We start from the raw sequence: 26,207 nt of genomic DNA on the forward strand, positions 1-26,207 counted from the left end.
CGGCGCGCCAAAGTGCAACATGAACCCCACCGATGTGGGGTGATGACTTCGACATATCGCGAGTTGGCCGGCGGCCGGCTTCAAGCCTCCAGGCAGGTCGCCGCCGTGCCGGGCTGGCTCGCACCGGCGTCATGCCGACTTTGCCGGCGCACTGCCGCCACCAGTTCGTCATGCGCGGCGTCGAGCCATGCGGTGCGATGGCGCACGGGGTCTCGCGGGGAGAGTGCATCGACGCTGACCTCGCGCAGGAAGTACTTCACCATGCTGCCCGCGCGCGCGGGTACAGGCATCATGCCCAGCAGTTGCCGGCGCTGCAGCAGGCCACGGTCAGCGGCATGGCCCAGCGCGGACCACGCGGTGCGCCCCAGCGCCAGGTAGAGCGCCTGGTCATCCATCTGCCCGAGCGCGCCGAGGAACAGGTTCTCGAACACCCTGCGCAGCATCGGCACCGCCATCAGTTCTTCCAGGTCGCCATCGAAGGCCAGGCCACGCCGCGTGGTGGCATAGGGCAGCAAGGCCAGCGGCTGCAGCCGCTCGAAGCCTTCGTCCCAGAGCGCCGCGGCGCCGGGCAGGCCGACCAGTTGCGCGATGCCGAAGTGATCCAGCATGCGAATCAGGTTGGGCCGCACGAGCGGGCCGCCAAGTTCCGCGCGCCGTTTGTTCTCACGCTGGATGGTGCGCCCGGGCGCATGCCGCTGCAGCAGGCTCTCGGTCAGCTCCGCCGCCAGTTGCACGTGGGTGTGCCCGGGCGTGGCGCTCACCAATACCAGCCGCGCGTGCTCATGGCTGTGCTCGAACGGTACGTAGCACATCGCGTAGATGCCATCGCGATCCACCAGCACCGGTTTGTCGATCACGGCTGTTGCCGCTGCGCGCCGGATGCGCGTGCAGTACTCTTCCAGGTAATTCGCCAAAATGTCCCCGCCTCACCACGATTTCTCTCTGGTACAGCCGCCCTGTAGCCGGGCTTACCTTTGCTAGCATGGTAGGCGGCGGCCGGACGCCAGGCAAAGCGGGCGGTGCCGCTTGCTGCCTGTGGCAACACAAGGTGTGTGGGCCAGCGAACCAATCGCGCGGGTACACCATCCCAATGAAGGATGGACGCAACCGGCTTACCCAGGCATTCATGGCGACGTTGGATCGGTGGTTTGACGGGTGGCGCGGCGATCAGTGAGCGGCGTCGTGCTGGCCAACGGCAGGCCGCACGGCGGTGCGTGGCCGTGCCGAGGCGATCAGCAGCGCGGCGGTGGCAACAAAGGCGGGCAGCGAGAGCAGGCCGAAGATCTTGCCAAAGCTCCATCCCAATCCCAGGATCTGCGCGCCCAGCAGCGCGCCGACGATGCCGCCAAAGCGTCCAATGCCCAGCATCCAGGCCACGCCGGTGGCCCGGCATTGCGTGGGATAGAAGCCGGCGGCCAGCGTGGGCATGGAGGATTGCGCGCCGTTCATGCAGGTGCCGGCGGCAAACACCAGCACGCCGAGCAGGAACACGTCCCCGGCGCCGTGGCCCACCGCATAGACCAGCGCGCCAGTCAGCGCGTAGGTGCCGGCCACGATGCGCCACGGATGGCCGCGGTCCATCAGCCAGCCCACGGTCAGCGTACCGATGCCACCGCCCAGCGGGAACAGCGCGGTGATGAGCGCCGCTTTCCCGATCGGGTAGCCCGCATCGGCGAACAGCGTTGGCAGCCAGCTCGTCAGCAGGTAGAAGATCAGCAGCCCCATGAAGTACGTGGTCCACAGCAACACGGTGCCGGCGCGGAACTGCGGCATCAGGATGGTGCGCAGCGAGGAAGCGCCGGTGGGCGCGGCCTCTTGCACATGAAAGCGCTCGTCTGCGCGCAGCACGCCCGGGTGGACCTTGGACAACGCGGCGGCGATGCGCGCGTCCGGGGCCTTGCGCGCTACCAGGAAACGCACGGACTCCGGCAGGAAAAAGATCAGCAGCACGGCCAGCAGCAGCGGCGCGACGCCGCCCACCAGCAGCACCGAATGCCAGCCATAGTGCGGAATCAGCCAGGCCGCGGCAAAACCCCCGGCCGAGGAGCCCAGCGTAAAACCGCAGAACATGGCGTTGACCGCCAGCGAGCGCCGCCGCGTGGGCGCGTACTCCGACATCAGCGTGACCGCGTTCGGCATGGCCGCGCCCAGGCCAAGGCCGGTCAGGAAACGCAGGACCGTGAGCGCTTCGAGCGAGGTCGAAAAGGCCGATGCCACGCTCCAGCCGCCGAAGCACAGCACCGAGCCGACCAGCACGCCCTTGCGGCCAAAGCGGTCGGCCAGCGGGCCCGCCACCAGCGCGCCGGCAGCCAGGCCGAACAAGGCCGCGCTCATCACCGGCCCGAGATGGGCGCGGCTGACGCCCCATTCCTTGGCCAGCATCGGCGCGATAAAGCCAATCGCCGCGGTGTCGAAGCCATCGGCCGCGACAATCAGGAAGCACAGGATCAGGATGATCCACTGGAAGCGCGAGAACGGCTGGCTGTCGATGAACTGCTGGACGTCGATGCCGGCGCCGGCATGGCGCGCACGGTCAGGGGATGCGGCCGGCTGGCCGCTGCTTGGGGGCGTCATGGTGCGGGTCTCCTGCTATGCCGCTCGTAGGCGGCGAATGCTCTGGTTTTCTTGGTATTTCAAGGCGTGCCGCGTGGCCTCGCGCGCGGATTCAGCGTATTCAATACGGCAGGCCGACGTAGTTCTCCGCCAGCGACATCTGGGCGGCACGCGAGCCAGTGAGGTAGTCCAGCTCGGCTTGCTGGATGCGCAGCGCGAAGTCATCGGCATCGGGGAAGCGATGCAGGAGCGACGTCATCCACCACGAGAAGCGCTCCGCCTTCCAGACCCGGCGCAGGCATTTCTGCGAGTACGCGTCCAGCTCGCTGGCATCATCGTGCAGGTAGCGCGCGATCAGGCCGTCGGCCAGGTAGAGAACATCGCTGGCGGCCAGGTTCAGGCCCTTGGCGCCGGTCGGTGGCACGATATGCGCGGCGTCGCCCGCCAGGAACAGGCTGCCGAAGCGCATCGGCTCGCACACAAAGCTGCGCAGCGGCGCGATGCTTTTTTCGATGCTCGCGCCCGTCACCAATGCCTCGGCCGCGCTGGCATCCAGCCGGCTGCGCAGTTCGTCCCAGAAGCGTTGATCTGACCAGTCCTCGACCCGTTCGTCGGCGCTCACCTGCACGTAATAGCGGCTACGCGTGAGCGAGCGCATGCTGCACAGCGCGAAGCCGCGCTCGTGGCTGGCGTAGATGAGTTCATCCGCCACCGGCGGCGTGTCGGCGAGCACGCCGAGCCAGCCGAAGGGATAGACCCGCTCGAAGATGCGCTTGGACGGCTCGGGCACGCTGCGCCGCGTGACGCCATGAAAGCCATCGCAGCCAGCGATGAAGTCGCAGTGCAGTTCGTGCTGCCGGCCGTCCTTGCGATACCGCACCATGGGCGTGGCCGTATCGAAATCGTGCACGCTGACGTCTTGCGCGTCGTAGATCGTGATGGCATTGCCGGCATGCCGGGCGGCCATCAGGTCGCGCGTGACCTCGGTCTGGCCGTAGACCGTGACCGAGCGGCCAATCAGCGCGTGGAAGTCGATGTGGTGGCGCGCGCCGCCATAGGACAGTTCGATGCCATGGTGAACCAGGCCGTCGTGCTGCAGGCGCTGCGCCACGCCGGCGCGCTCCAGCGCATCGGCGGTCACGCTTTCAAGGATGCCGGCGCGGATACGGCCGAGGATGTAGTCGGGGCTGCGTTGCTCGACGATAACCGCATCGATGCCCGCCTTGGCGAGCAGTTGCCCGAGCAGCAAGCCGGCGGGGCCGGCGCCGATGATGGCGACTTGTGTGCGCATCGCGTGTCTCCTGGTGCGGGATGGGATTTGTTATTGAACGTAACTATTGAACGTAACAATAGCGGCGCCAGGAGCAGGAGGGAATAGACGGAACGAACCATCAACAGGACAAAACGAACATCCGAATCTGGCGCGGAATGTGCTGGAATATCCTGTCTATGCTGGGGGAAACCCTAGGTTTTGGATTGGTTTTGGCCAGAATTTTGATATTTGCCGGTGTGCGTGGTGACGCGTCCGAGCGCGCTGTCCGCGCGCGACAGCCTTCACATTTCATACATGCCGAGGCGCTTCAACGGCCCGAGCGCTGTTCCTTGCGGCAAGCCTTGCAAATGTGTTCAAGGCCGTCCTGGCGGCGGGTGTCCCGCGCGAAGAACTCGCCGTCAGCCGGCCAGTGCTCTGCGCAGTGGCGGCACAGCTTGAGCGGGCCGATATCCGACATCAGGACGTCGCCAGCGGTAACGTTGGCCTGCGCGGTGCGAGCGTGGCGCGCGGGGCGCGTGCGCGGTGTGGGCGTGTCTTGCATGGCGCTTGCGGTGAAGGTGCCTTGGTTCTCGTGCAGCAGGGCGGCGTGATCGTACATGGTCTTTCCTTGCCTTGAAAATGGGGGAAATGGGCCAGTGATGGTTGGGGTGCGCAGCCGGATCCGGCTGCGCTGCTGAAATACCCCGTTACGAAATGGCGCGTGCTTGACGCTCCGATGGCTCGGGAAATCGATGGCCGAGCGGTGCGATGCCCGCCCGTGCGTCAGCGTGGCTCACTGGGACAACATGCCCGAGCAGGCCATCAGCAGCCATCCGATGGCGGCACACCCGCCCAGCCAGCCGAGCAGCACCAACACGATGGTGGACCACTTCATCGGGGCCGCCGCGCGTGCGCGGCAGGAAGTTGGGTTGCGTGAGAAAGGGAGCGGCTCATGCGTACTTTCCTTGGAGTGGCAAGACAAGGCTTGCTCAAGGGGGGCAGCTTAGCGATCCTGTGACGTCAATGTATGTCCGGGTTGTAAGAAAATGTGCACGAGCAAATGTGCTGTGGCCCGGCATAGCCTACGAACGCCTTTGCCGTCTGGCCCCACTACCGGAACGCGCGAAGCAAGCGCCCGGGAGGGCGCCTTCCCGGGCAGCCGCGGGCGTGCGCGTGGGCAATCGGGAGCCTGCCTATAATGCCGGATCCGACACCCATCCCGCCGCGCGCGGCGCCAAGGCCAGCCATGACGATCCTGCTCGATACCTCAATCCCGCACACACTGGATACCTTGGTTGAGCGCGTTGCGGCGATGCCCGGCGTACAGGTGCAAGCCTGGGTCTTCGACGACGTCGCCACGCGCCGCGCGGCCGAACAGCGGCTTGCCGCCGCTGGCGTGCAGGCGGCGATCCACAGCGCTTACAAGCCGCTGCTGCATTTCTTCCTCGAAGCATTGGCGCTGGAACGCGATGGCGGCCGTCTCGCCGCCGCGGGCGAGATTTCCGTGCGCCTGCCCGCGGCCACAACGGCGGGACAGTCGCAGCGCTTCAGGCTTGAAGCCTATCCGCTTGCCGGCATGCTGCCGCACGGCAGCCTTCGCCTGAGCGAAGGCGACGACGAAGGCCACTATGTCGTCGACCTGGACGGCATTGCCCATCGCGTGTTCGTGCCGCTCGCGGCCTCTGGCGCGCCGTGCGGGTGGCTGCGTTTGTCGCGCGATGGCACCGTGCTCGAGGACGGCCCTCTCGCCACCGAGTACGAACTGGCATTCGCCGCAGCCATGGATGCGATCCGCGGCCATGCCTGGGGCCGGCAGGGACCCTATTTCGATGTGCTTCGCATCGCCATCGACACGGGCGGCATCGAGCGCCGGCTGTCCTATCAGGACGAATGCATCAGCACGCGCGAGGCCCTGCACGAGGACCTGTATTTCTCCATTCTGGAGTTCTTCCAGGATCGCGCCGGTTTGCCGCGTGGCGACCGCACTTTGCAGCCCGGCCAGATCGTGCCCGAGATCCGCCACGCGGAGGGTGCCACGCGGGTGCGGGTGGCATTGCTGCCGCACCCGCATGTCGCGGCAGTGACGCCGGCTGACGCAGCTGCGGCCCCTCTGTCCGCGAGTGCGCTTGCCGGGCTCTCGCAGCCCCTGACGCCAGAGGAGGCAGCCGTCGAGATGCATGCCTTGGGCGGCAAGCGCTTCAGCGTGCTTTCCACGCAGGGGCGCGTGGTCCACGCCACCCACATCGAAGGTTCGCTGCCCGGGCTGGTGATTTCCGGTGGCCAGCATGCCAACGAAACGTCCGGCGTGGTGGGGGCGCTGCGCGCGGCGCATGCGCTCAAGCAGCGGCCGCATGCGCACTTTGCCCTGATCGCCTTGGAGAACCCGGACGGCGCGGCCCTGCATGTGCAGTTGCGCGAGGACAATCCGCGCCATATGTCGCATGCCGCGCGTTACACCGCGCTGGGCGACGACCTGGAGGCGCGCACGGCGCCGCCCTTCGTGGAGAAAGCGGCCCGGCTGGAAGCCATCGAGCGCACCGGCGCCGGGTTGCACATGAGCCTGCACGGCTACCCCGCCCACGAATGGACGCGGCCGCTCACCGGCTACGTGCCGCCGGGATTCGAGACCTGGACCATTCCCAAGGGCTTTTTCCTGATCCTGCGCCACCACGCCGGGCGCGATGGCATGGCGTTCATGCAGGCGCTGACCGCGCAACTGGCGGCTTCACCGGATCTGGCTGCGTTCAATGCCCGCCAGCTGGCGACCTGGAGCAACCACGCCGGTGCGGTGCCGTTTCCGGTGCTAAACGGCATTCCCTGCATGATCTTCGAGGATTCCCGGTCAACGGTGCCGTTCACGCTGGTCACCGAATTTCCGGACCAGACGGTTTATGGCGATGCGTTTCGCCTGGCGCACACCACCCAGATGCGGGCGGTGCTGGCGGCGGCGGAGCTGTATTGGGCGGGTTTGCTGGGTTGAGGGGGCGCGCCGCGCGCCTTCAGTGGATCGTGCGTGTCACCTTGGCGTGCGGCACCTTTGCCGCCGCCGAGTTTTCAGGCGTTGCGCCTTCGTCCTGCTCGATCATGGTGGCCGCGAGGCTGAGCGCAGCCTGCATCTCTTCGTGCGACAGACCGGAAGATAGCGCAAGCCGCACGGCCAGGGACGCCAGTCGGGCGACTTCATAACTCGGGATGCTCATCTCAGCTCCTTGTCCTCGTGTCAATGCTTGTGTCAACGCCGTGGCAAGCCCTGCCGTGCCGGGCGGCAGGGCCGCTGGCACGCCATATCGGCAGATTCGGCCGCCGGCGCATGCTTGCGCCGGCGCCTGTCAGTCTCCAGTATGGTTCACGGCGAGCTTCGCCGCCCGAAGAGAATCCAGCAATGCTGCCTGGCCTCAGGCGGGCAGGAAGCCGTCCACGGTGAGATAGCGCTCGCCGGTGTCGTAGTTGAAGCCCAGCACCGTGGCGCCGGCCGGCAGGTCCGGCAGCTTCTGCGCGATCGCGGCCAGGGTGGCGCCCGACGAAATGCCCACCAGCATGCCCTCCTCGCGCGCGGCGCGGCGCGCCATTTCGCGTGCCGGCTCGGCGTCGACCTGGATCACGCCATCGAGCAGGGCGGTGTCCAGGTTGCGAGGGATGAAGCCGGCGCCTATGCCCTGGATCGGGTGCGGCGCGGGCGCGCCGCCGGAAATGACCGGCGAGGCGACCGGCTCGACGGCGTAGACCTTCAGCGCGGGCCACTTCTGCTTGAGCACGCGGGCGCAGCCGGTGATATGCCCGCCCGTGCCCACGCCGGTGACCAGGGCGTCGATGCCCTGCGGGAAGTCCGCCAGGATTTCCCGCGCGGTGGTGTTGACATGGGCCTCGATATTGGCGGGGTTCTCGAATTGCTGCGGCATCCAGGCGCCCGGCGTGGCCGCCACCAGCTCCTCGGCGCGGGCAATGGCGCCCTTCATGCCTTTTTCGCGCGGGGTCAGGTCGAAGGTGGCGCCATAGGCCAGCATCAGGCGGCGGCGCTCCACCGACATGCTGTCCGGCATCACCAGCACCAGCTTGTAGCCCTTGACCGCCGCCACCATGGCAAGGCCGATCCCGGTATTGCCCGAGGTGGGCTCGATGATGGTGCCGCCCGGCTTGAGCACGCCAGATTGCTCGGCTGCCTCGACCATCGACAACGCGATGCGGTCCTTGATGGAGCCTCCCGGGTTGGCGCGCTCGGACTTGATCCAGACCTGATGGGTATCGCCAAAGAGCCGCTGAACACGGATATGGGGCGTATTGCCAATGGTCTGCAGGATGTTGTCGGCCTTCATTCAGTATCTCCAGGGATGGTTTCGAACCGGACTAGCAAACGGGTCCGGACAAGCATGCACTGGAGGATTCTAGCGGGCGGCGCGTCGGCAATGCGATTTCTCCGTCATATTGGCTTGCGCCAGCGCTTAGTGGCAGGCCTCGGCGCGTGCGGGCACGCAGCGCACCGGCAGCGCTTCCAGCTCGGAGGCGAGCACGACCCGGCCCCGGCCACGCCGCTTGGCTTCATACAAGGCGCGGTCCGCACTGCCAAACAGCTTGTCCCAGGTGGCAGCCCCACCGTCCTCGCGCTCGCGGATCTGCGCAACGCCGATGCTGGCGCTGGCGAACCCGCCAAGCTCGTGGGGCAATGCGATGGCGCGGATGCCACGCAGGATGCGGTTGGCCAGCAGGAGGGCATCGGCTTCGGTGGTATGCGGGCAAAGCACGCAGAACTCCTCACCGCCGTAGCGGCCCGCGAGGTCGGCGCTGCGGCGCGTTTCCTTCAGGACGCGGCCGATCTGCTGCAGGATGCGGTCGCCGGCGCGGTGGCCACTGCTGTCGTTGATGTACTTGAAGCGGTCGATGTCGATCACCAGGCAGCTCAGCGGATGGCCGTGGCGGTTGAATTCGGCTGCCAGCATCATCGCCGCGCCGTCCATGGCACCGCGGTTCAGCAGCCCCGTCAATGCATCGAGGCGTGCCTGCTTTTCCTGCTCGGCCAGCATGGCATCCATGGTCATCAAGGTGAAGCCCGCCAGGCCAGCGAGGATCGCGACAAAGGCGGGCAGCAGGCGCAGCTGGAGCAAGGCCTCGGCGCTCAGGGCCGGCACCGGGGCGCCGGCTTCCAGCACCGCGTGCAGCCCGCAGCATTGCGCCAGCAGTTGCAGGCCGCAAGCGGCAAGCACCAGCGGGCGGCTGCGGCGGGTCAGCGCGAGCGGGCGTTGCAGCAGGCAGGCCAGGGTGAAGCAGGCGGTGATGGCTGCCACCACGTAGCCGGTGACTTCGGCCGGGCGGCTGCCGCTGCCTAGCGCAGCGGCGGCCAGCACGGCAGAGATGGCAAGCACGCCGGCAGTGAGCCGCGCGGGTGCCGAAGGGCGGCCACCGGTCAGCGATACGCCGCGATGGGTCAGCAACTGTGCGGCCACGCCCAGGGCGGGCGCCACCAGCAAGAACCAGGCGGGCCCGCCGCGCGCGTCGATCACCAACAGGCCCGCGGCGCAGGCCAGCACCTGGCCGGCGACCCATGCGCGGCCCACGGCGCTCTGGCGCAAAGCCAGCATCAGGGCCGCGAGGATGATTTGTGTGGCGGTGAACAGGACAAGCAGTGCCATCACGGCAGTGCCCTCATCTGACTGCATGAGATCCCCATCGAGTTCGGCGCAGCATCGCTGCGCAGGAGTTTGCCTTCGAAGGTGGGTTCGCGCGTATTGCGTATCGCATCGCATATCGCATATCGCATATCGCGTATTGCGTACTGCGTGGAGCCCGTGCGTGAGCCAGTTCGTGACTTGCGACATTCCCGAATGCGGCGTCAGGCCGGTGCTTGTCCGGGTCCATTCCTGCCGAGGTGACGATGTTTTTTTGTTTGAGAAAATTCTACACAGCGCCGCGCTGGAAGTGCCCCGTATTCGCGGTGCGTGACAATTGTTGACATTGGGCGCAAAGCGCGTGATCTACCATTCGCTTTGCCTGCAGCGCTGGTCGCCGCGGACCGTTGTATTCCGGCCCTAGCCAGCGCGCGATTTCTTCTTTTCCCACCCTCAGAGCACAACAGTGTCGAATTTGCGCCACGTACTGTGATACTTTGTCGAGTCGGAAAACTACAAAAATGCAGAAAGTACCGAGACAACAATCAGCTTGCCAGGCACCGAAATCCCTGGCGCGACCAGGTCCGGCGGGTTCCGTCAGCGCGCCTTCGCCGCGTTTGAAACCCGGGAATTGGCGCTAGCCAGCTTCTGTGACACAAGCATGCATTTGCACTAGTGCGTATTCCCTAGTCCTAAATGCTTATATGCACGATGGCGCGCATGCTTCAGAATTCTCGCCCATAGTGCTTAATCAGCACTTTGAGTTTGGCCTGCGGGGGACTGCCTGAGAGATCGGGCAGCGCAGGTAGAAGTGGGTGGGATCAGCCATACCCGGAATGCATCGTCTGGCGGCATCAAGCACGACCAGCATGTTGGCGGCAAGCCAAGCGAGCTTTTCCGGGAATATAAAAATATGAAAAAAATAGGGGCCAACAAGTGAATTTGTTGCGATTGGACGGTGTCGCGCGCCGCGTGGCAGGCCTGCGTCAGGCAAGCCGGGGCGTGCCGATGACAAGAGCCTGGCTTGGCGCACTGCTGGCCGTGTTTGCAGCCTGGCTATGCCCGGCACAGGCGCAGGCATTGGCCACCACCGGCTCGCGTGCCCCGAACATCGTCTTCCACTACGGCAGCAAGCCGCCGGTGGACGCTCTGCAGGCGTTCGATATCGCCGTGGTCGAGCCCGACAGCGGCTTCGATCCGCGCACCGCCGCCACGCCCAATACGCAATGGTTCTCCTACGTCAGCATTGGCGAGGTCGCACCGTCGCGCGCCTACCTGAAAGACATTCCCAAGGCCTGGCTGATCGGCAACAACGACGCCTGGGGCGCTCGCGTGGTTGACCAGGCCGCCGAGGGCTGGCCCGCCTTCTATGTGGAAAAGGTCATCGCCCCGCTGTGGCAGCGCGGCTATCGCGGCTTCTTCCTCGACACCCTCGACTCCTACCAGCTCAAAGCCAAGACGGACGCCGAGCGCGCCCGCCAGGAGGCCGGCATGGTGGCGGTGATCCGCGCCATCAAGGCACGCTATCCAGAGGCCAAGCTGATCTTCAACCGCGGCTTCGAGATCCTGCCGCAGGTCAACCAACTGGCGTACGCGGTCGCGTTTGAATCGCTATACCGCGGCTGGGATCAAGGCGGCAAGCGCTACACCGAAGTGAGCGAGGCCGATCGCAACTGGCTGCTCGGCCAGGCCCGAACGATCCGCGAGCAGTACCATCTGCCAGTGATCTCGATCGATTACTGCCCGCCCGCCGACCGCAAGTGCGCGCGCGACACCGCCGCGCAGATCCGCGCGCTGGACATCATCCCTTACGTGGCCGACCCTGGCCTGCAGACGGTTGGGATCGGCAACATCGAGGTGATGCCGCGCCGGGTGCTGGTGGTGCAGGACCGTGAGCCAGGCGTCTCGATCGACGACTCCGCCGGCGTGCGCTTCGTCTCCATGCCGCTGAACTACCTGGGCTATCGCGTGGACTTCGCCGAAGCCAGCCAGCCGCTGCCGGAGATCGGCCCGGACCGCTACGCTGGCGTGGTGATCTGGATGGCTGGCAACGTGCGCGACCAGCCCGGGCGTTTCTTCAGCTGGGTGCAGCGCAATATCGACCAGGGCGTGCCGGTGGTGTTCCTGAACGATTTCGGCGCGCGCATGAACGGAGCGCTGGCATCGAGCCTGCAGCTCAATTCTGTCAAGGGCAAGATCGGCGTCAAGGCGGACGTGGTGTCAAAGGACCCGATGATGGGCTTCGAGATGCCTGTGGCGCCGGACCGCACGCAGGCAGCGCCAGTCCAGGTGGGCGATGGCCCGGGCTTTCGCTCCCTGTTGCGCCTGAATTCGGGCACGCTGACCTATGACGCCGCCGCGATCACTCCCTGGGGCGGCTACGTGCTCGGGCCTTACGCGGTGCGGCAAAGCGCCAACGACCAGGACCGCTGGGTGGTGCAGCCGTTGTCCTTCCTGCGCGAAGCGCTGCGCCTGCCGGCCATGCCGGTGCCGGATGTCACGACCGAAAACGGACGTCGCCTGCTGACCGTGCACGTGGACGGTGACGGCTTCGCGTCCCGTGCCGAGATTCCCGGCGGCGGCTTTTCCGGTGAAGTCCTGTTTCGCGAGATCTGGGACCGCTATCGCCTGCCGATGACGATGTCGATCATCCAGGGCGAAGTGGCCAGCGACGGCATGTATCCCAAGCTGACCGCGCAGCTCGAGCCGATCGCCCGCAAGATTTTCGCGCAGCCCTATGTCGAGGTGGCGAGCCACACCTTCTCGCATCCCTTCGAGTGGGGCCGCACGGTGCCCGGCGGCACGCACTCGGAGAATGCCACCGAAGGCGACGACGACTTCCACCTGGCGATTCCCGGCTACACGATGGACCTGAAGCGCGAGATCGGCGGCTCGATCGACTATATCAACCGTACCCTGGCGCCCCCTGGCAAGCCGGTCAGCATGCTGCTGTGGTCGGGCGACTGCCAGCCGCCTGCCGAGGCCATCAAGCTGACCGACCAGGCCGGCGTGCTCAACATGAACGGCGGCGATACGCTGATCACGCGCAGCAACCCGACCTGGACCGCGATCTCGCCGATCGGCGTGAACAAGGCCGACGGCACCTTCCAGATCTTCGCGCCAAACCAGAACGAGAACGTCTATACCAACCTCTGGCATGGCCCGTACTACGGCTTCGAGCGCGTGATCGAAACCTTCGAGCTGACCGACCGGCCCTACCGCTTCAAGTCGGTCAACATCTACTATCACAACTACTCCGGCACCAAGGCGGCTTCGCTCAAGGCTCTGCGCAAGGTCTATGACTACGTGCTGAGCCAGCCGCTGATGCCGGTGCATGCCACCGACTACGTGCGCAAGGTGATCGACTGGCAAAGCATGGCGGTGGCCCGCGAGCTGGGTGGCGACGCCACGCAGCCGGCCGCCTGGATCGTGCGCGGGGACGCCAACCTGCGCAACGTGCGGTGGAGCGGCGCGGACGTGCCCGACGTGGTGAACTCGCAAGGCGTCACCGGCACTTCGCCGGCGCCCGGCGGCGGCGTCTACGTGCACCTGGCTGATGGCGCCTCGCGCATCGTGATGCGCGCCCCGAACGCTGCTAACGCCGCGGCTGCCTCCGGCCCCGAGATCGCCGAGGCCAGCGGCTTCGTGCGCAACTGGCAGCGCACCGGCCAGGGCAGCGCGCAGCGCATCCGTTTTGATTTCAGCGGCTACTTCAAGCCATTCTTCCGCCTCGCAGGCGCGGACCGTTGCCGGATTGCCATTGATGGCAAGCCGGTGCAGGGCGTGCAGGAGCGCGGCACGCTGCGTTTCGATACCACTCCCGTTCCCAATCCCAACAATGCCAAGCAAAGCGTCGAAATCACCTGCGCCGCCTGAGCGCGAGCGGCTCCTGCCGCCAGCGTTCGTGCTGACCTTCACCGCCATGGTGGGGATCGGCCTGGCGCTGATGTTCCCGCGCGAAACCTTGCGCGAACGCCTGCTGGGCGAAGGCCGGGCAGTGGACGGCCTCAGCATGGCCTACCTGGAAGCCTGGTGGCGGGCCACGCCCGACGACGGCGGCTTCATGGCGGTGCTGGCCGAGCAATATGCGCGCACGGGCCGGCTGGATGAGGCCGAGGCCATGCTGTCCCGGCTGGAGGCGCGTTATGCGGCCAGTTCCGCAGCCAGTTCCGCGGCCAGCCCGCAAGGGCCGGTGCGCAACGCGAACGCGAACGCCGCCGACGCCGAGCTACCCGGCCAGATCCTGCGCACCCGCATCGAGATCACGCAGCAGCGCGCGTTTGCCGCGCTGCCGGACACCCCGGAGCGCAAGCAGTACGTCGAAAAGCTTGGCGGGCTGCTCGACCAGGCGGTGACCATGAAGTGGAGCCGCACCGACCTGGAAGAGCTGGCCACCACAGCGCGCTCGATCAACGCGCTCAAGCCGGCACAGGTGTTCTACCAGGCGCTGGCCAAGAGCGACCCAGCTCGCGCGGCGCTGTGGAACGCGCAGGCTGCGTCAGCGGCGCTCGCGGGCGGCGACTACCAGCAGGCGGCCGACGCGCTGTTTGCCGCGCAGTCCCGCGCCACCGATCCGGCCGAGCAGCGCCGCCTCTACCTGGCCGCGCTCAAGACGCTGCAGTCCGGCAACGAGCTCGACAAGGCGCTGGCCCAGGCCGAGCAGCACGGTGGCAAGCTGCTGGAGAACGCCGAAGTCCTGCGTTACCTGACCAAGCTGGCGCTGGCCGCCAACCGCCCCGAGCAGGCCGCGCGCTATGTGCAGCGGCTGCTGCGCCTGCCGCCGAGCATGCAGCCCGTGCCCGAAGGCGCCTCCCTGCAACGCGCCGAAGTGCGCCGCGTGGCGGCCACCCAGCCATGGGCCGCGCAGGGCTTGATCTTTCTTGACGGCCCGCGTGGCCTGGCCTTGCGCCGCGCCATGGGCGACGCCGCAATGCCGCACCTGCGCCGCGTGGCGGATACCTCGGGCGCTGGCACGTCCGCTTCGGCGGCGGCGAGCCAAGCCCGGGCTGCCTCCGCAGCTTCGGCAGCACCAGCACCGGCGGCAGCCCCTGCCGGCGCCCCCACCGCGGCCGAGCGCTCCTTCAATGCCGATGACTACGAACTCGCGTTCCAGGTATTCCTGGCCGCCGGCAAGCTCGACGACGCCCAGCGCGTTGCCGAGACCGCCGTGCGGCGCCAGCCCGGCGCGGCGCGCTGGCGCGAACGCCTGGCCCAGGTCGCCGAGTGGAATCGCCAGCCCACGGTAGCGCTCAAAAGCTGGCTGGAATATGCCCAGGCCAGCAATGACGAGACCGCCTGGAAGGCCGTGCTGCGCCTGGCGCCCGGCCTCAACGACGATCGCGCCTACCTGGCCGCGCTGCGCCACCGCGCCGGCACGGGCGATCTCGCCACCGTCGACCAGGTGGTCGCCACCTACGAACGGCTGGGCGAGCCCGAGGAAGGCCTGGCCTTCCTGCAAAGCCTGAGCCACGGCCCGAACGCGCGCCCGATCATGGAGCGCCAGGCGGAGCTGGCCGAGCGCGCGGGCAAGGATGCCCGCGCCTTCGAGCTCTACACCGAATTGCAGCAGCGCTTTGGCCCGCGCCCGCAGTACGCGCTCAAGCAGGCCAACCTGCTCTATGTGCGCGGCAAGCTGGCCGAAGCCCTCGAGGCCATGGTGCCGTCCATGCGCACCGCGCGCTCCACCGACATTGAGTTCTGGCGCACCCTGACCGAGCTGGCGCGCCTGAACCAGCGCGGCGACCTGCTCGAGCAAGGCTACCGGCAACTGATGCTGGCCATGGCCGAGACGCATGACGACCACTGCATGGCCATGCCCCCCGGCGCCGGCCGCAACGACTGCCTGGCCGAAGTGCGCGATACCGAGGAATCGGATTTCTCGAACCTGATGGACTTCTACGATAGCTCGCCCATCGATGCCGGGCGCATCGCGGAAGCCAGCTGGCGCAAGGGCGGCAAGCTGGTGTCGCTCGAGCTTGCCATCAATTACTACACCCGCGCCCGTGCTTACGGCCGCGTTGCCACGTTGCTGCAGGGCATGACCCCCGCCCAGCTGAAGCAAGCCGAGCAATCCAGCCGCTTCCTGGCCATGCGCGCCGAGTACCAGCGCGCCCGTGGCGAGCGCGAGCTGGCCCTGGCCGACCTGCGCCTTGCCGCCAGCATGCCCGACGCCGGTAGCGAGACGCTGGCCGCGCTGATGTGGGCGCTGGTCGATCTCGGCTCGGATACCGAAGTGCGCGCCATGATGCTGCGCCTGAAGGGCGAGGCCGAGGGCAACCCGGATTTGTGGGGTGCCTTTGCCGCCGGCAGCATGCGTTTCCAGGACGGCCGCACCGCGCTGCATTACCTGCGCAAGATGGCCGACGGCAAGAACGCCGATCCGCTCTGGCTGGGCCTTGCCGCCGATGCCTACGACGCCATCGGCCAGACCAGCACCGGGTGGCGCCTGCGCCGCCAGGCCTGGGTCGACCTGCACAAGGACCAGTCCGCGGCCGGGCGCCGCGCCTCGGATCCCCGCAGCATGGATCCGGCCGCCGAGGAGGAGGACGCCCAGGGCGGCCCCGCCCCGGCCGAGCTGCGGCGCCAGACCGTGGCGCTCGGGCAGATCTTTGCCTCGGGCGATGTGTCCCAGCACCTGGTGATCGAGATGCTGCGCGGCGACCGCACCGTGATGGCCGGCACCAATGCCGCGAACTGGACCGGTCCCGCCAATCCGGCGTCGCGGCTGGGCGAGATTCCCGGCCTGCCAGCGCTCGATCCCAAGACGCCGCCGGGCGTGGCGCAACGCGAAGCGCGCCAGCAGGCCGTAGTCTCGTCCGCCGCCAAGGAAGTGGCGCTGGCCTGGGCCCTGTCGAACGAATCCAACGAACTGGCGCGTGCCTGGCTGGCCCGCCAATATGCCCGTCAATTGCTGCGCCCGGCGTATGCCGAGATCACGCTGGCGCTGGCCAACCAGGACCTGGCCGCACTCGACCGTGTGCTGGAGCGCCAGGCTGGCCGCATTCCGGTGGACAACCAGATCGAAGCCAACGTGCAGCTCGACCGGCTCGGCGCCGCGCAGACGCTGGCCTACGAAACCCAGGAGACCACCCGCACCGACGACAGCCTGCAGGAAACCCTGCAGGACACGCTGCTGTTCAACGCGCAAGCCATCGAGCCACGCGTGACGTACCAGCGCCAGAGCCCGCTGAGCTATTTCGACTACAGCCTGGCTGGCGGCGTGCGCCTGTGGGATGGCTACGACCTCAACCTGCGCGGCGCCTGGCGCACCCAGCACAGCGTGGACCAGACCCAGCTCACCGGCGTGCCCTCGTCCGACAAGCGTGGCGAGCTGTCGCTCGGCTACCGCGACCAGCACCTGCGCTGGCGCCTCGGCGTAGGCCGGCGCGACGGCCTGGATAGCGTGACCACCGCGCGCTTCACCGGCGAGTGGCGCGAGAACAGCCGCTTGAGCTTCACCACGCTGGCCGGCATCAACCAGAGCGCCGACGAATCGGCGGCGCTGCGGGTCGGCGGCGTCAAGGATGTGCTCGGCCTGGGCGCGACCTACAACTTCAGCCTGCGCGAATTTGCCGGCGCTCGCATCGAGTACGACCGCTTCCGCGGCCAGGACGGCTCGCAGCTGGGCCATGGCCTGGTGTACGACCTGGAGCTGGGCTACCGCATCCGTACCGCGTACCCGGACTACACGGTGCGCCTGGTTGGCACCCATGCCACCTACAACGCGCGCGGCGGCACGCTCAGCAACAAGCTGGCCACGCTGGTGCCTGCCGACGACGAAGCCACGCCGGGCTTCTACATGCCCCAGGGCTTTACGCAGGCCGGCGTGACATTCGGCTTCGGCACCGAGCTGATCGACGACTACACGCACAAGTGGCGGCCGTTCGCCGAAATCGGCCTGCTGCACGACACCCGCGCCGGGCAGAACTTCCGGGCGCAACTGGGCGTGGCCGGCAAGGTGTTCGGCAACGACCACCTGTCCATGTATGTGCAGCACGAAACCGCGGCGCGCAACGGCGGCACGCCGCTGACCGAAGTGGGTGTTCGGTACAGATGGCTTTTTTAATCCGGGCGGGCACGCGAGCGTGCCGGTTCACTGTATGCAATCGAGAAGGGGAGAGAGTCATGGAAACAACTAGCACGAAGCAGAACCGCGCAGCACGACTGCTGGGCTGGTGCGGTGCGCTGGGCGCAGCGCTGTGGCTGGCCGGATGCGCGGTGACCGATATTGGTCGCGCTCCCGCGCTGCCGGCCGGCGAGTCGGTGGCGATACTGCCGATCGTCAACTACACCGAGACGCCGCAGGCAGGCCTGCGCGCCGAGGCGATCGCGGAAAGCCTGCTGAAGACCGGCGGCATTGCCAACGTCAAGCGCTATCCCGCCAACCTGAACCCGGAAACGCTGTTCGAGCCGGCCGAGCGCGAGTCGGTGGGCAAGGCGCTTGAGTGGGCACGTACCCAGAAGATGCGCTACGCCCTCACCGGCGCGGTGCAGGAATGGCGCTACAAGGTGGGCGTGGATGGCGAGCCCGCCGTGGGCATCTCGCTGCAACTGCTGGACGTGAGCACGGGCGAAGCCGTCTGGTCCGCTACCGGCAGCGACAGTGGCTGGAGCCGCGAGTCGTTGTCGGGCACCGCGCAAAAGTTGCTGCGCCGCCTGCTGGCGCCGCTGCGCCAGGGTTGAACCGCGGGAGAGCATGATCGTGGCCAATACAGCCGACAAGATACGGGAAGGACAGGGCATAGGTGCGGGCGGCCGCTATTTGCGGTTGCTTGCACCCGCCACGAGCGGACCGGTCTCTGCGGTCGAGCTGGTGGTGACGATGGCTCTGGCGATGGCGCTGGGATACCTGCTACTGCCCAACAACCCCCTGCTGCTGGGCCTGGGCTTTCCCTGGGCATGGCTGCTGCCGGTCATCCTGGCGCTGCGCTACGGCACGCTGATTGGCGTGGGCAGCGTGCTGATGATGCTGGGCGGCTGGTTCTTCTTCCACCAGATCGGTGCGCAGCCAGGCGAGTTCCCGCGCCTGTTCTTCCTGGGCGGGCTGCTCATGGTGCTGGTTGCGGGGCAGTTCGGCGATGTCTGGGGCACAAGGCTGGCGCGCGCGCGCGCCGTCAACCGCTACCTCGAAGAGCGCCTTGCAGCCCTGACCAAGAACCACTACCTGCTGCGCGTGTCCCATGCGCGGCTGGAGAACGACCTGCTGGCCAAGCCCACCACGCTGCGCGACACGCTGTCGCAAATGCGCGCGGTGACGCTGGAAGATGCCGCACCGGGTGGCGTGCTGGTTGGTTCGCGCCCCATGCTGCAAGTGGTGGCGCAGGCGTGCCAGCTCGAAGCGGCCGCGCTCTATGCTGTCGATGGCGAGACGGTATCCGCCACGGCGTCGGCGCAGATCGGCCCGGCATTCGAGTTCGACCCCGACGATATGCTGGTGCGCCACTGCCTGGAGACGCGCCAGCTGGCGCACCTGCAGTCCGGCGGGTTGTCGCGCCAGTCGCCGGACCATCCGCAGACCCGCTACGTGGCGGTGGCGCCGGTGCTGTCCGGGGCCGACAAGCTGGTGGGCCTGCTGGTGGTCGAGCGCATGCCGTTCCTGTCGCTCAGCTACGAGAACCTCCAGTTGCTGATGGTGCTGATGGGCTATTACGCCGATGGCGTCGAGCACGCCGTGTCCACGCGCGCCATCGCGGCCGCGATTCCCGGCTGCCCTTACGACTTCGCGCTGGACTACGCCCGCCTGTCGCGCCTGCGCCGCGACAGCGGCATCGACAGCACGATCGTGGCGCTGGTGTTCGATCTGGACGAATCGCGCGACGCGCTGTTCGACCAGGTCATCCGCAGCCGCCGCGCGCTCGACGTGGCCTGGCCGCTGACCAGCGCACACCAGCGTGCCCTGCTGACCTTGATGCCACTGTCGGGCAACGAGGCGGCGTCGGCCTACCTGGTGCGTATCGAAGATATGCTGCGGGCCCAGTTTGGCACCGATTTCGAAGCGGCGCGCATCGGTGTGCATACGCTGGCCGTGCCCGCCAACGCGCCAGTGGAGCCGCTGATCCGCTTGCTGCATCGTTGCCATGTGGATGTTCAGCCGGCGCCGGTACCGGTGCCGGTGGCACTAGGCGAGGTTGGCCGTGGGTAAGCTCGGCATCGGCGGCATCGCCGCGCAAATCGCCGCCCTGGCGCTGCTGGCTCGCGCCGGTAACAGCACCGCGTTGCTGCTGACCTTCCTGTTGATGCAGGGGCTCGCCGCGGCGATGATCGCGATGGTGCTGTGGCGCTTGCTGCCCCGGCGTTTTCGCGTGCCGTTCGCGTGGAGCTATGGCTACCTCTTCATATTCTGCTTCCTGGTGCCGCTGGCCGGCGGCATGATCTGCGTCGGCAGCCTGCTGATCGCGCGCTTCTTCCCGGGGCGCCGTGCCACGGCCGGCATCGGCCTGGTCGGGCTGCCGGTGTTCGTCACCCACCTGATCTCGCGCGTGACCCACGGCGGCGGCGCGCGCCTGCGCGCCCAGTTGGGCAACACGCGCGCGCCGTTGCCCGAGCGCATGACCGCGCTGGTGGCCATGCAGTCGATGCCGGCGCGCACCTCCAGCCCGGTACTGCGCGACCTGCTGGCCGACAGCGCTGACGACGTGCGCCTGCTGGCCTACGGCATGCTGGACGGCGCGGAGAAGCAGCTGACGCAGAAGATCCTTGCCGAGCTGCCGCGCCTGGAAGCTGCGCAGGACGATCGCGAGCGCGGCGAGATCAACAAGCGCCTGGCCGACCTGTACTGGGAACTGATCTACCAGAACCTGGTGCAAGGCGACGTCTATCGCTACACCGCGGACCAGGTCGAGCGCCACGCGCGCGCCGCGCTGGAGTTCGACACCGACCAGGCCGGCTTGTGGTACATGCGTGGCCGCCTGGCCCTGACCCGCGACGAGCCCGCGCAAGCGCGCGGGTGGCTGGAGCGGGCCGAGGAGCTTGGCTTTGCGCGCGAGCGCACGCTGCCGCTGCTGGCCGAAGCCGCCTATCTGGAGCGCGACTACGCCGCCGTGCGCGCCATCTTGCTGTCATTCGACAGCCCATCGCCGCTGCCACTGGTACGGCCCCTGCTGCGTTACTGGCAATCATGAGCGATACCCCTTTGCCCCGCGCCGACTCGGCCGATGTGGCCCTGCTGCTGGAGGGCACCTTTCCGTATGTGAGCGGCGGGGTGTCGAGCTGGGTCAACCAGATAATCCGGGCGTTTCCGGACGTCCGCTTCGCCATCGTCTTCATCGGCAGCCGCCGCGAAGATTACGGCGACATGGTCTACGCGCTGCCCGACAACGTCGTGCACCTGGAAACGCATTTTCTCTACGATTTCCCGCCGCCTCCGTTGGTGCATGGCAGCGACGGCGACCCCGTCACCTTCGCCGCCTCGGCGCAGTTGCACGAAGTGCTGCGCCAGCCAGGCCGCGAGCAGGAAGCCGGCGAGCTGATCCGCGAGCTGATGCCCGAGCTGACCGATGGCGGCAGCCTGTCGGAAGACGCGTTCCTCTACAGCCGCAACGCGTGGCGGACCATCACCGAGCAGTACCGCCAGTACTGCACGGACCCGTCCTTCACCGACTACTTCTGGACCGTGCGCATCATGCACAAGCCCCTGTGGCAGCTCGCGCGCATTGCCGAGGGGTTGATCCCGGCCAAGGTCTACCACACGGTGTCCACCGGCTATGCAGGCTTTCTCGGCGCCATGCTGCACTACCGCACGGGACGTCCCTTGCTGGTGTCCGAACACGGCATCTATACCAAGGAACGCAAGATCGACCTGTTCCAGAGCCAGTGGATCCGCGACAACCGCAACGTATTCGAGCGCGACATCTCGCAGATCAGCTATTTCCGCGAGCTGTGGGTGCGCTTCTTTGAAACGCTGGGCCGCGTCTGCTACGACGCCGGCGACACCATCGTCGCGCTCTACGAAGGCAACCGCCTGCGCCAGGTCACGGATGGTGCCCGCGCCGAGCGGACCCGCAATATTCCCAACGGCATCAACCTGCCGCGGCTGGCCGCGCTGCGCGCACAGCGCGCACCCGGCGTGCCGCCGGTGCTGTGCCTGATCGGCCGCGTGGTGCCGATCAAGGATATCAAGACCTTTATCCGCGCCATGCTGACCGTGGTGCGGCAATACCCCGATGCCCAGGGCTGGATCGCCGGCCCGGAAGACGAAGATCCGGAATACGCGCAGGAATGCCGCAGCCTGGCCGAAAGCCTGGGCCTCGCCGACAAAGTGAAGTTCCTGGGCTTCCAGCGCATCGATGAACTGCTGCCCAAGGTGGGCGTGCTGGTGCTCAGCTCCATCAGCGAGGCATTGCCGCTGGTGGTGCTGGAAGGCTTTGCCGCCGGCGTGCCGTGCGTGACCACCGATGTCGGCTCGTGCAGGCAACTGATTTTCGGCCTGCCCGGCGAGGATGCGGCGCTGGGCGCGGCGGGCGACGTGGTGCGCATCGCCGACCCGGCCGCGCTGGCCGAGAAGGCGATCGGCCTGCTGGGTTCGCCCGACGCATGGCACGCCGCGCAGCAGGCCGGCATCCGGCGCGTGGAGCGGTATTACACGCAGGAGATGATGGTGGGTAGCTACCGTGAGCTGTACACGCGCCTGATGGCGCAGCCACGGGTGGAATCGTCCGCGGGCGGATCTCCCGCCAGGGCGGCGCAGGCCGCGGGCTGCCCCATGAAGGGAGGTCGCTGAGATGGCGGGGATTGGATTCGAACTTCGCAAGATGCTGCGGCGGGACAACCTGTCGGGCATGCTCGGCGCGTACGCCTATGCGGGCATCATCAGCTCCGGGCCGTGGGTCCTGTCGATCGTCGGCATCTTGCTGATCGGCGTGCTCAGCCTGCCTTTCGTGGTGCCGGGCAGCCTGGTGACGCAGTTCCAGGTCTCGGTGACCTACCTGATTGCGGTCAGCCTGATCCTGACCGGGCCGATGCAGCTGGCCTTTACCCGCTTTACGTCGGACCGCCTGTTCGAGAAGCGCGATGGCCTGGTGCTGTCGAACTACCACGCGGTGGCCCTGCTGGTCACGGTGCTGTCGGGCGCCATCGGCATCGGCTGCGCGCTCTTTGCGTTCCCGGAGCAGTCGGTGCTGTACCGGTTGCTGATGACCGCGGGCTTCGTGGTCATGAGCAACATCTGGATCGCGGTGATTTTCCTCACGGGCATGAAGCAGTACAAGGCCATCGTCTGGACCTTCCTGCTGGGCTATACGCTGACTGTGGTGGCGGCGCTGGCGCTGCGCAACCATGGGCTGGAGGGCCTGCTGCTGGGGTTTGTCGCCGGCCAGCTGTGCTTGCTGAGCGCCATGGTGGTGCTGATCTACCGCAACTACACCAGCCAGCGGTTCATGTCGTTCGAGGTGTTCCAGCGACGCTATGCCTATCCGAGCCTGATGCTGATCGGGCTGCTGTACAACCTTGGCATCTGGCTCGACAAGTTCATGTTCTGGTACTCGCCGTCCACGGGGCAGCAAGTCATCGGGCCGCTGCACGCGTCGATCATCTACGACATCCCGGTGTTCCTGGCCTACCTGGCAATCATCCCGGGCATGGCCGTGTTCCTGGTGCGCATCGAGACCGACTTCGTCGAGTACTACGACGCCTTCTACAACGCGGTGCGCGGCGGCAGCTCGCTCGAGCATATCGAGGATATGCGCAACACCATGGTGCAGACGATCCGGCTGGGACTGTACGAGATCGTCAAGGTGCAGGCGATTGCGGCGCTGGTGCTGTTTGTCGTGGGCAGGTTTGTGCTGGCAGCGCTCGGCATTTCGGAGCTTTACCTGCCGCTGCTGTATGTGGACGTGATCGGCGCCAGCCTGCAGGTGGTGCTGCTCGGGGTGCTCAATATCTACTTCTACCTCGACCGCCGGCGGGAAGTGCTGCTGCTCAGCGGGTTGTTCGTGATCCTCAACCTGGCGTTCACTGCCGTGACCCTGCAACTGGGACCGGCCTGGTATGGCTACGGCTTTGCGGTATCATTGCTGATCGTGGTGGCCCTGGCGATCTACCTGCTCGACCGCAAGCTGGACCGCCTCGAGTACGAAACCTACATGCTGCAGTAAAGGCGCGCGCGCCGGTTTTTGCGCCGGCGCGCTGCAATACCCTCCCGCGCCGTCCTTGGCGCGGCGACGCTGGATTCTGTACCATTCCCCTTTTGCGCACCTGGCGCCCGGCCTGCCCGGGTTATTGCGCGTTGCCTTTGCGGCGGCGCGGGAAGCGCGCGGTGGCACCTGGAAGAGAAGACGTGGCAAGCAAGAGGTAAGTATGAGAATCGCTTCGGTGGAAGACGACAAGAGCCAGTCCGAGCTGATCCAGCAGATCCTGGTCTCGGCTGGCCATGAGTGCGAGTGCTTCGCCAGTGGCAGCACGTTCCTGCGGGCCCTGCGCGAGCAAGCATTCGACCTGCTGGTGGTGGACTGGCAACTGCCCGATACCAGCGGCCTTGAGGTGGTGACCTGGGTGCGCCAGAACTCCGGGCGCAATCCCCCCATCCTGTTCCTGACCAGCCGCTCGCAGGAAGAGGACATTGTCGCCGGGCTGGGCGCGGGCGCCGACGACTACATGATCAAGCCGATCCGCCGCGCCGAGCTGGTGGCGCGCGTATCCGCGTTGCTGCGCCGCACGTATCCGCAGGCGCAGCAGGACAACGCGCTGATCCGGGCGGGCAACTACGCTGTCGATCCGCAGGCGCGCACCGTCACCTGCGGCGAAACCCGGGTGGACGTGTCGCCGCGCGAGTTCGACCTGGCGTTGTTCCTGTTCCGCAACCTGGGGCGCCTGGTGTCGCGCGAGGTGGTCGAGCAAGCGGTGTGGGGCCGCGCCATCGGTGTCGGCTCGCGCACGCTCGATACCCATATCTCGCGGCTGCGGATCAAGCTGGCATTGCGGCCCGAGAACGGTGTGCGCCTGACTTCCGTGTATGCGCACGGCTACCGCTTCGAAGCCACGGGCGACGGGGATATGCAGGATCAGCAGGATTTGCAGGGCAAGAAGGAAGACTGAGTTTATGAAGCGGTTCGACATGGCAGCAGGCAGGAAGGCAGGTATTGCAGCGCACTCGCGCGCGGCATGCACGATGGGCGCGATGGGTGCGATGGGTGTGGCCGGCACGATCGGCATGGCCGGATTGGTTGGCGTGCTTGGTGCCGCATGGTCCGCCAGCGCCGCGGCGCAGGCTGCAGGCGCCGAGGGCGCCAACTTTATCTACCAGGTGCGCCCGGGCGACACGCTGATTGGCGTGGCGGACCGCTTCATGGTCAATCCCGCCGGCTGGCGCGAACTGCAGGCATTGAACAAGGTGGCCGATCCTTACCGGCTGCCGCCCGGCATGCGCCTGCGCATCCCGCTGGCGCGCATCCCGGTGACCGACGGCACCGCCCGCGTGGTCTTTGTCACGGGGCCGGCGAGCGCCGATGGCCGCGCGTTGCAGGCTGGCATGGAGCTGCGCGAAGGCGCCCGCATCGAGACCGGCGCCGGCGGCACTGTCACCATGGAACTGGGTGATGGGTCACGCGTGACGTTGCCGCCGGCGACAGCCATGGAAGTCAAGCGGCTGCGCGCGTTCGCCCGCACGGGCCTGACCGATGCCGTGATCGGCATCGGCCAGGGCGAGGTGGAGTCCCGCGTGGCGCCGCGCGGCACCGGCGTGGGGCGGTTCGAGATCCGTACCCCGTCGCTGGTGACCGGCGTGCGCGGTACGCGCTTTCGCGTGGGCACCGAGGACGGCGCCAGCCAGAGCGCCGTGCTCGAAGGCCAGGTGCAGGCCCGCTCGCGCCGCGGCCAGCAAGCGGTAGTGAATGCCGGCTACGGCGTCAGCGCATCGGCCACGGGCACCCTGGCGCGGCCCGCCGCGCTGCTGCCTGCGCCGGCCCTGGCGCCGCTGCCCCAGCCGCTGCTGGCAAGCCATGCCACCGTGAGCTGGGGGCCGGTTGCACAGGCCGCCAGCTACCGCGTGGTGGTCTCGCGCGATGCGGCCCAGACAGAGTTGCTGTCCTCCCAGGCCGTGGACGGCACGCAGGCCGCGCTGCAAGACCTGCCCGAAGGCGAGCTCTACGTGGGCGTGAGCGCGCTCGATGCGCGGCACCTCGGCGGTGCGGGCGCGGTGATGCCGTTCGTGGTGCGGCTGAATCCGCCCGCGCCCTTTACGCTGGCGCCCGAGCGCGATGGCACCGCCTACGGCGAGACGCCGATGTTCACCTGGGCCGAAGTCGCCAACGCCGCGCAATATGAATTCGAAGTGGCGGCCAACGCGGACTTCACGCAAGGCGTCCTGCAAGCGCGCGGCACGGCGCCCTCGGCCAGCCAGGCGCTTGCGCCCGGCCGCTGGTGGTGGCGTGTGCGCTCGGTTGACGCCGGCGGGCAGCAGGGCCCCTGGAGCGAGCCGGTGGCGTTCGCGCTGGAGCCGTCGCCGCCGCAGCCGCGCCTGGAGGACGATGGCGGCGACGCCTTGCGGCTCGCATGGCCGGCCGCCGGCGCAGCCAGTGCCAATGGCGCGGCGCAAGCCTACCGCGTGCAGATGGCATCCGACGCCGCCTTTACGCAGATCGTGGCCGACGTCGGCACCGAGACCAATGCGGCCCGCCTGCCGCGGCCCGGCAGCGGCACGTATTTCGTGCGGGTGGCTCGCCAGGACCCGGCCCGCGAGCCGCATTTCTCGGCGCCCCAGCGTATCGAGGTGGTGCAGTACGTGCGCGATTCGCAGGGCCAGCCCGTGAGCGCCGGCTCACGCTGGCTCAATCGTGCCAACTAGCCTGCCGCAACTCGCCGCGCGCGCG

General features: G+C 67.5%; 17 protein-coding genes. 10 read left to right on the plus strand and 7 right to left on the minus strand.

Going from position 1 to position 26,207, the window contains the following annotated elements; translation table 11 throughout:
* Positions 1 to 80: 80 nt before the first annotated feature.
* From A9975_RS37510 to A9975_RS37525, 4 genes are all read right to left on the minus strand, one after another.
* Entirely contained in the window at positions 81 to 914 is an 834-nt protein-coding gene (locus tag A9975_RS37510; protein WP_183037136.1) for a hypothetical protein, read from the minus strand.
* A gap of 253 nt (positions 915 to 1,167) precedes the next feature.
* The gene (locus tag A9975_RS37515) at positions 1,168 to 2,574 is read right to left on the minus strand and encodes an MFS transporter (protein WP_183037137.1); all 1,407 of its coding nucleotides are present in this window, start codon (positions 2,572 to 2,574) and stop codon (positions 1,168 to 1,170) included.
* Positions 2,575 to 2,674: 100 nt separating this feature from the next.
* A complete protein-coding gene (gene pobA / locus A9975_RS37520; RefSeq protein WP_183037138.1) occupies positions 2,675 to 3,844 on the minus strand; it encodes a 4-hydroxybenzoate 3-monooxygenase in 1,170 nt (389 codons plus the stop codon).
* A gap of 289 nt (positions 3,845 to 4,133) precedes the next feature.
* Complete coding sequence (locus tag A9975_RS37525; RefSeq protein ID WP_183037139.1) at positions 4,134 to 4,424, minus strand: hypothetical protein; 291 nt, start codon at positions 4,422 to 4,424, stop codon at positions 4,134 to 4,136.
* 627 nt (positions 4,425 to 5,051) lie between these two features.
* On the opposite strand from A9975_RS37525, the gene A9975_RS37530 reads away from it, so the two are divergent.
* The gene (locus A9975_RS37530; protein WP_183037140.1) at positions 5,052 to 6,785 is read left to right on the plus strand and encodes a hypothetical protein; all 1,734 of its coding nucleotides are present in this window, start codon (positions 5,052 to 5,054) and stop codon (positions 6,783 to 6,785) included.
* Positions 6,786 to 6,804: 19 nt separating this feature from the next.
* Here A9975_RS37530 and A9975_RS37535 read toward each other — a convergent pair whose 3' ends face one another.
* The 3 genes from A9975_RS37535 to A9975_RS37545 all read right to left on the minus strand — a co-directional run bounded on the left by A9975_RS37535 (position 6,805) and on the right by A9975_RS37545 (position 9,456).
* Entirely contained in the window at positions 6,805 to 7,005 is a 201-nt protein-coding gene (locus A9975_RS37535) for a hypothetical protein (protein ID WP_183037141.1), read from the minus strand.
* A 195-nt stretch (positions 7,006 to 7,200) separates the two neighbouring features.
* Complete coding sequence (gene cysK / locus A9975_RS37540; RefSeq protein ID WP_183037142.1) at positions 7,201 to 8,118, minus strand: cysteine synthase A; 918 nt, start codon at positions 8,116 to 8,118, stop codon at positions 7,201 to 7,203.
* A gap of 126 nt (positions 8,119 to 8,244) precedes the next feature.
* Positions 8,245 to 9,456, minus strand: coding sequence for a diguanylate cyclase (locus A9975_RS37545; RefSeq protein ID WP_183037143.1), 1,212 nt, complete (start codon positions 9,454 to 9,456; stop codon positions 8,245 to 8,247).
* 957 nt (positions 9,457 to 10,413) lie between these two features.
* Here A9975_RS37545 and A9975_RS37550 point away from each other — a divergent pair.
* The 9 genes from A9975_RS37550 to A9975_RS37590 all read left to right on the plus strand — a co-directional run bounded on the left by A9975_RS37550 (position 10,414) and on the right by A9975_RS37590 (position 26,182).
* Positions 10,414 to 13,281, plus strand: coding sequence for a bifunctional glycoside hydrolase 114/ polysaccharide deacetylase family protein (locus tag A9975_RS37550; protein ID WP_183037144.1), 2,868 nt, complete (start codon positions 10,414 to 10,416; stop codon positions 13,279 to 13,281).
* Positions 13,244 to 17,470: a tetratricopeptide repeat protein gene (locus A9975_RS37555; protein ID WP_183037145.1), complete on the plus strand. Its 4,227-nt coding sequence runs from the start codon at positions 13,244 to 13,246 to the stop codon at positions 17,468 to 17,470. The genes A9975_RS37550 and A9975_RS37555 overlap by 38 nt, the downstream gene beginning before the upstream one ends.
* 59 nt (positions 17,471 to 17,529) lie before the next feature.
* On the plus strand, positions 17,530 to 18,087 hold the full coding sequence (locus tag A9975_RS37560; RefSeq protein ID WP_150984411.1) for a penicillin-binding protein activator LpoB: 558 nt from the start codon (positions 17,530 to 17,532) through the stop codon (positions 18,085 to 18,087).
* Positions 18,088 to 18,100: 13 nt separating this feature from the next.
* A complete protein-coding gene (locus A9975_RS37565; RefSeq protein ID WP_183037146.1) occupies positions 18,101 to 19,546 on the plus strand; it encodes a PelD GGDEF domain-containing protein in 1,446 nt (481 codons plus the stop codon).
* Positions 19,539 to 20,525, plus strand: coding sequence for a lipopolysaccharide N-acetylglucosaminyl transferase (locus A9975_RS37570; RefSeq protein ID WP_183037147.1), 987 nt, complete (start codon positions 19,539 to 19,541; stop codon positions 20,523 to 20,525). Before A9975_RS37565 ends, A9975_RS37570 begins: the two co-directional genes overlap by 8 nt.
* On the plus strand, positions 20,522 to 22,123 hold the full coding sequence (pelF, locus tag A9975_RS37575) for a GT4 family glycosyltransferase PelF (RefSeq protein WP_183037148.1): 1,602 nt from the start codon (positions 20,522 to 20,524) through the stop codon (positions 22,121 to 22,123). The genes A9975_RS37570 and pelF overlap by 4 nt, the downstream gene beginning before the upstream one ends.
* A gap of 1 nt (position 22,124) precedes the next feature.
* Positions 22,125 to 23,495, plus strand: coding sequence for an exopolysaccharide Pel transporter PelG (pelG, locus tag A9975_RS37580; RefSeq protein WP_174423503.1), 1,371 nt, complete (start codon positions 22,125 to 22,127; stop codon positions 23,493 to 23,495).
* Positions 23,496 to 23,697: 202 nt separating this feature from the next.
* A complete protein-coding gene (locus A9975_RS37585; protein WP_183037149.1) occupies positions 23,698 to 24,435 on the plus strand; it encodes a response regulator transcription factor in 738 nt (245 codons plus the stop codon).
* Between the two features lie 4 nt (positions 24,436 to 24,439).
* Complete coding sequence (locus A9975_RS37590) at positions 24,440 to 26,182, plus strand: FecR domain-containing protein (RefSeq protein WP_255504298.1); 1,743 nt, start codon at positions 24,440 to 24,442, stop codon at positions 26,180 to 26,182.
* The last annotated feature ends 25 nt before the right edge of the window (positions 26,183 to 26,207 follow it).

Source organism: Cupriavidus sp. UME77 (genome assembly GCF_014170355.1).
GTDB lineage: Bacteria > Pseudomonadota > Gammaproteobacteria > Burkholderiales > Burkholderiaceae > Cupriavidus > Cupriavidus basilensis.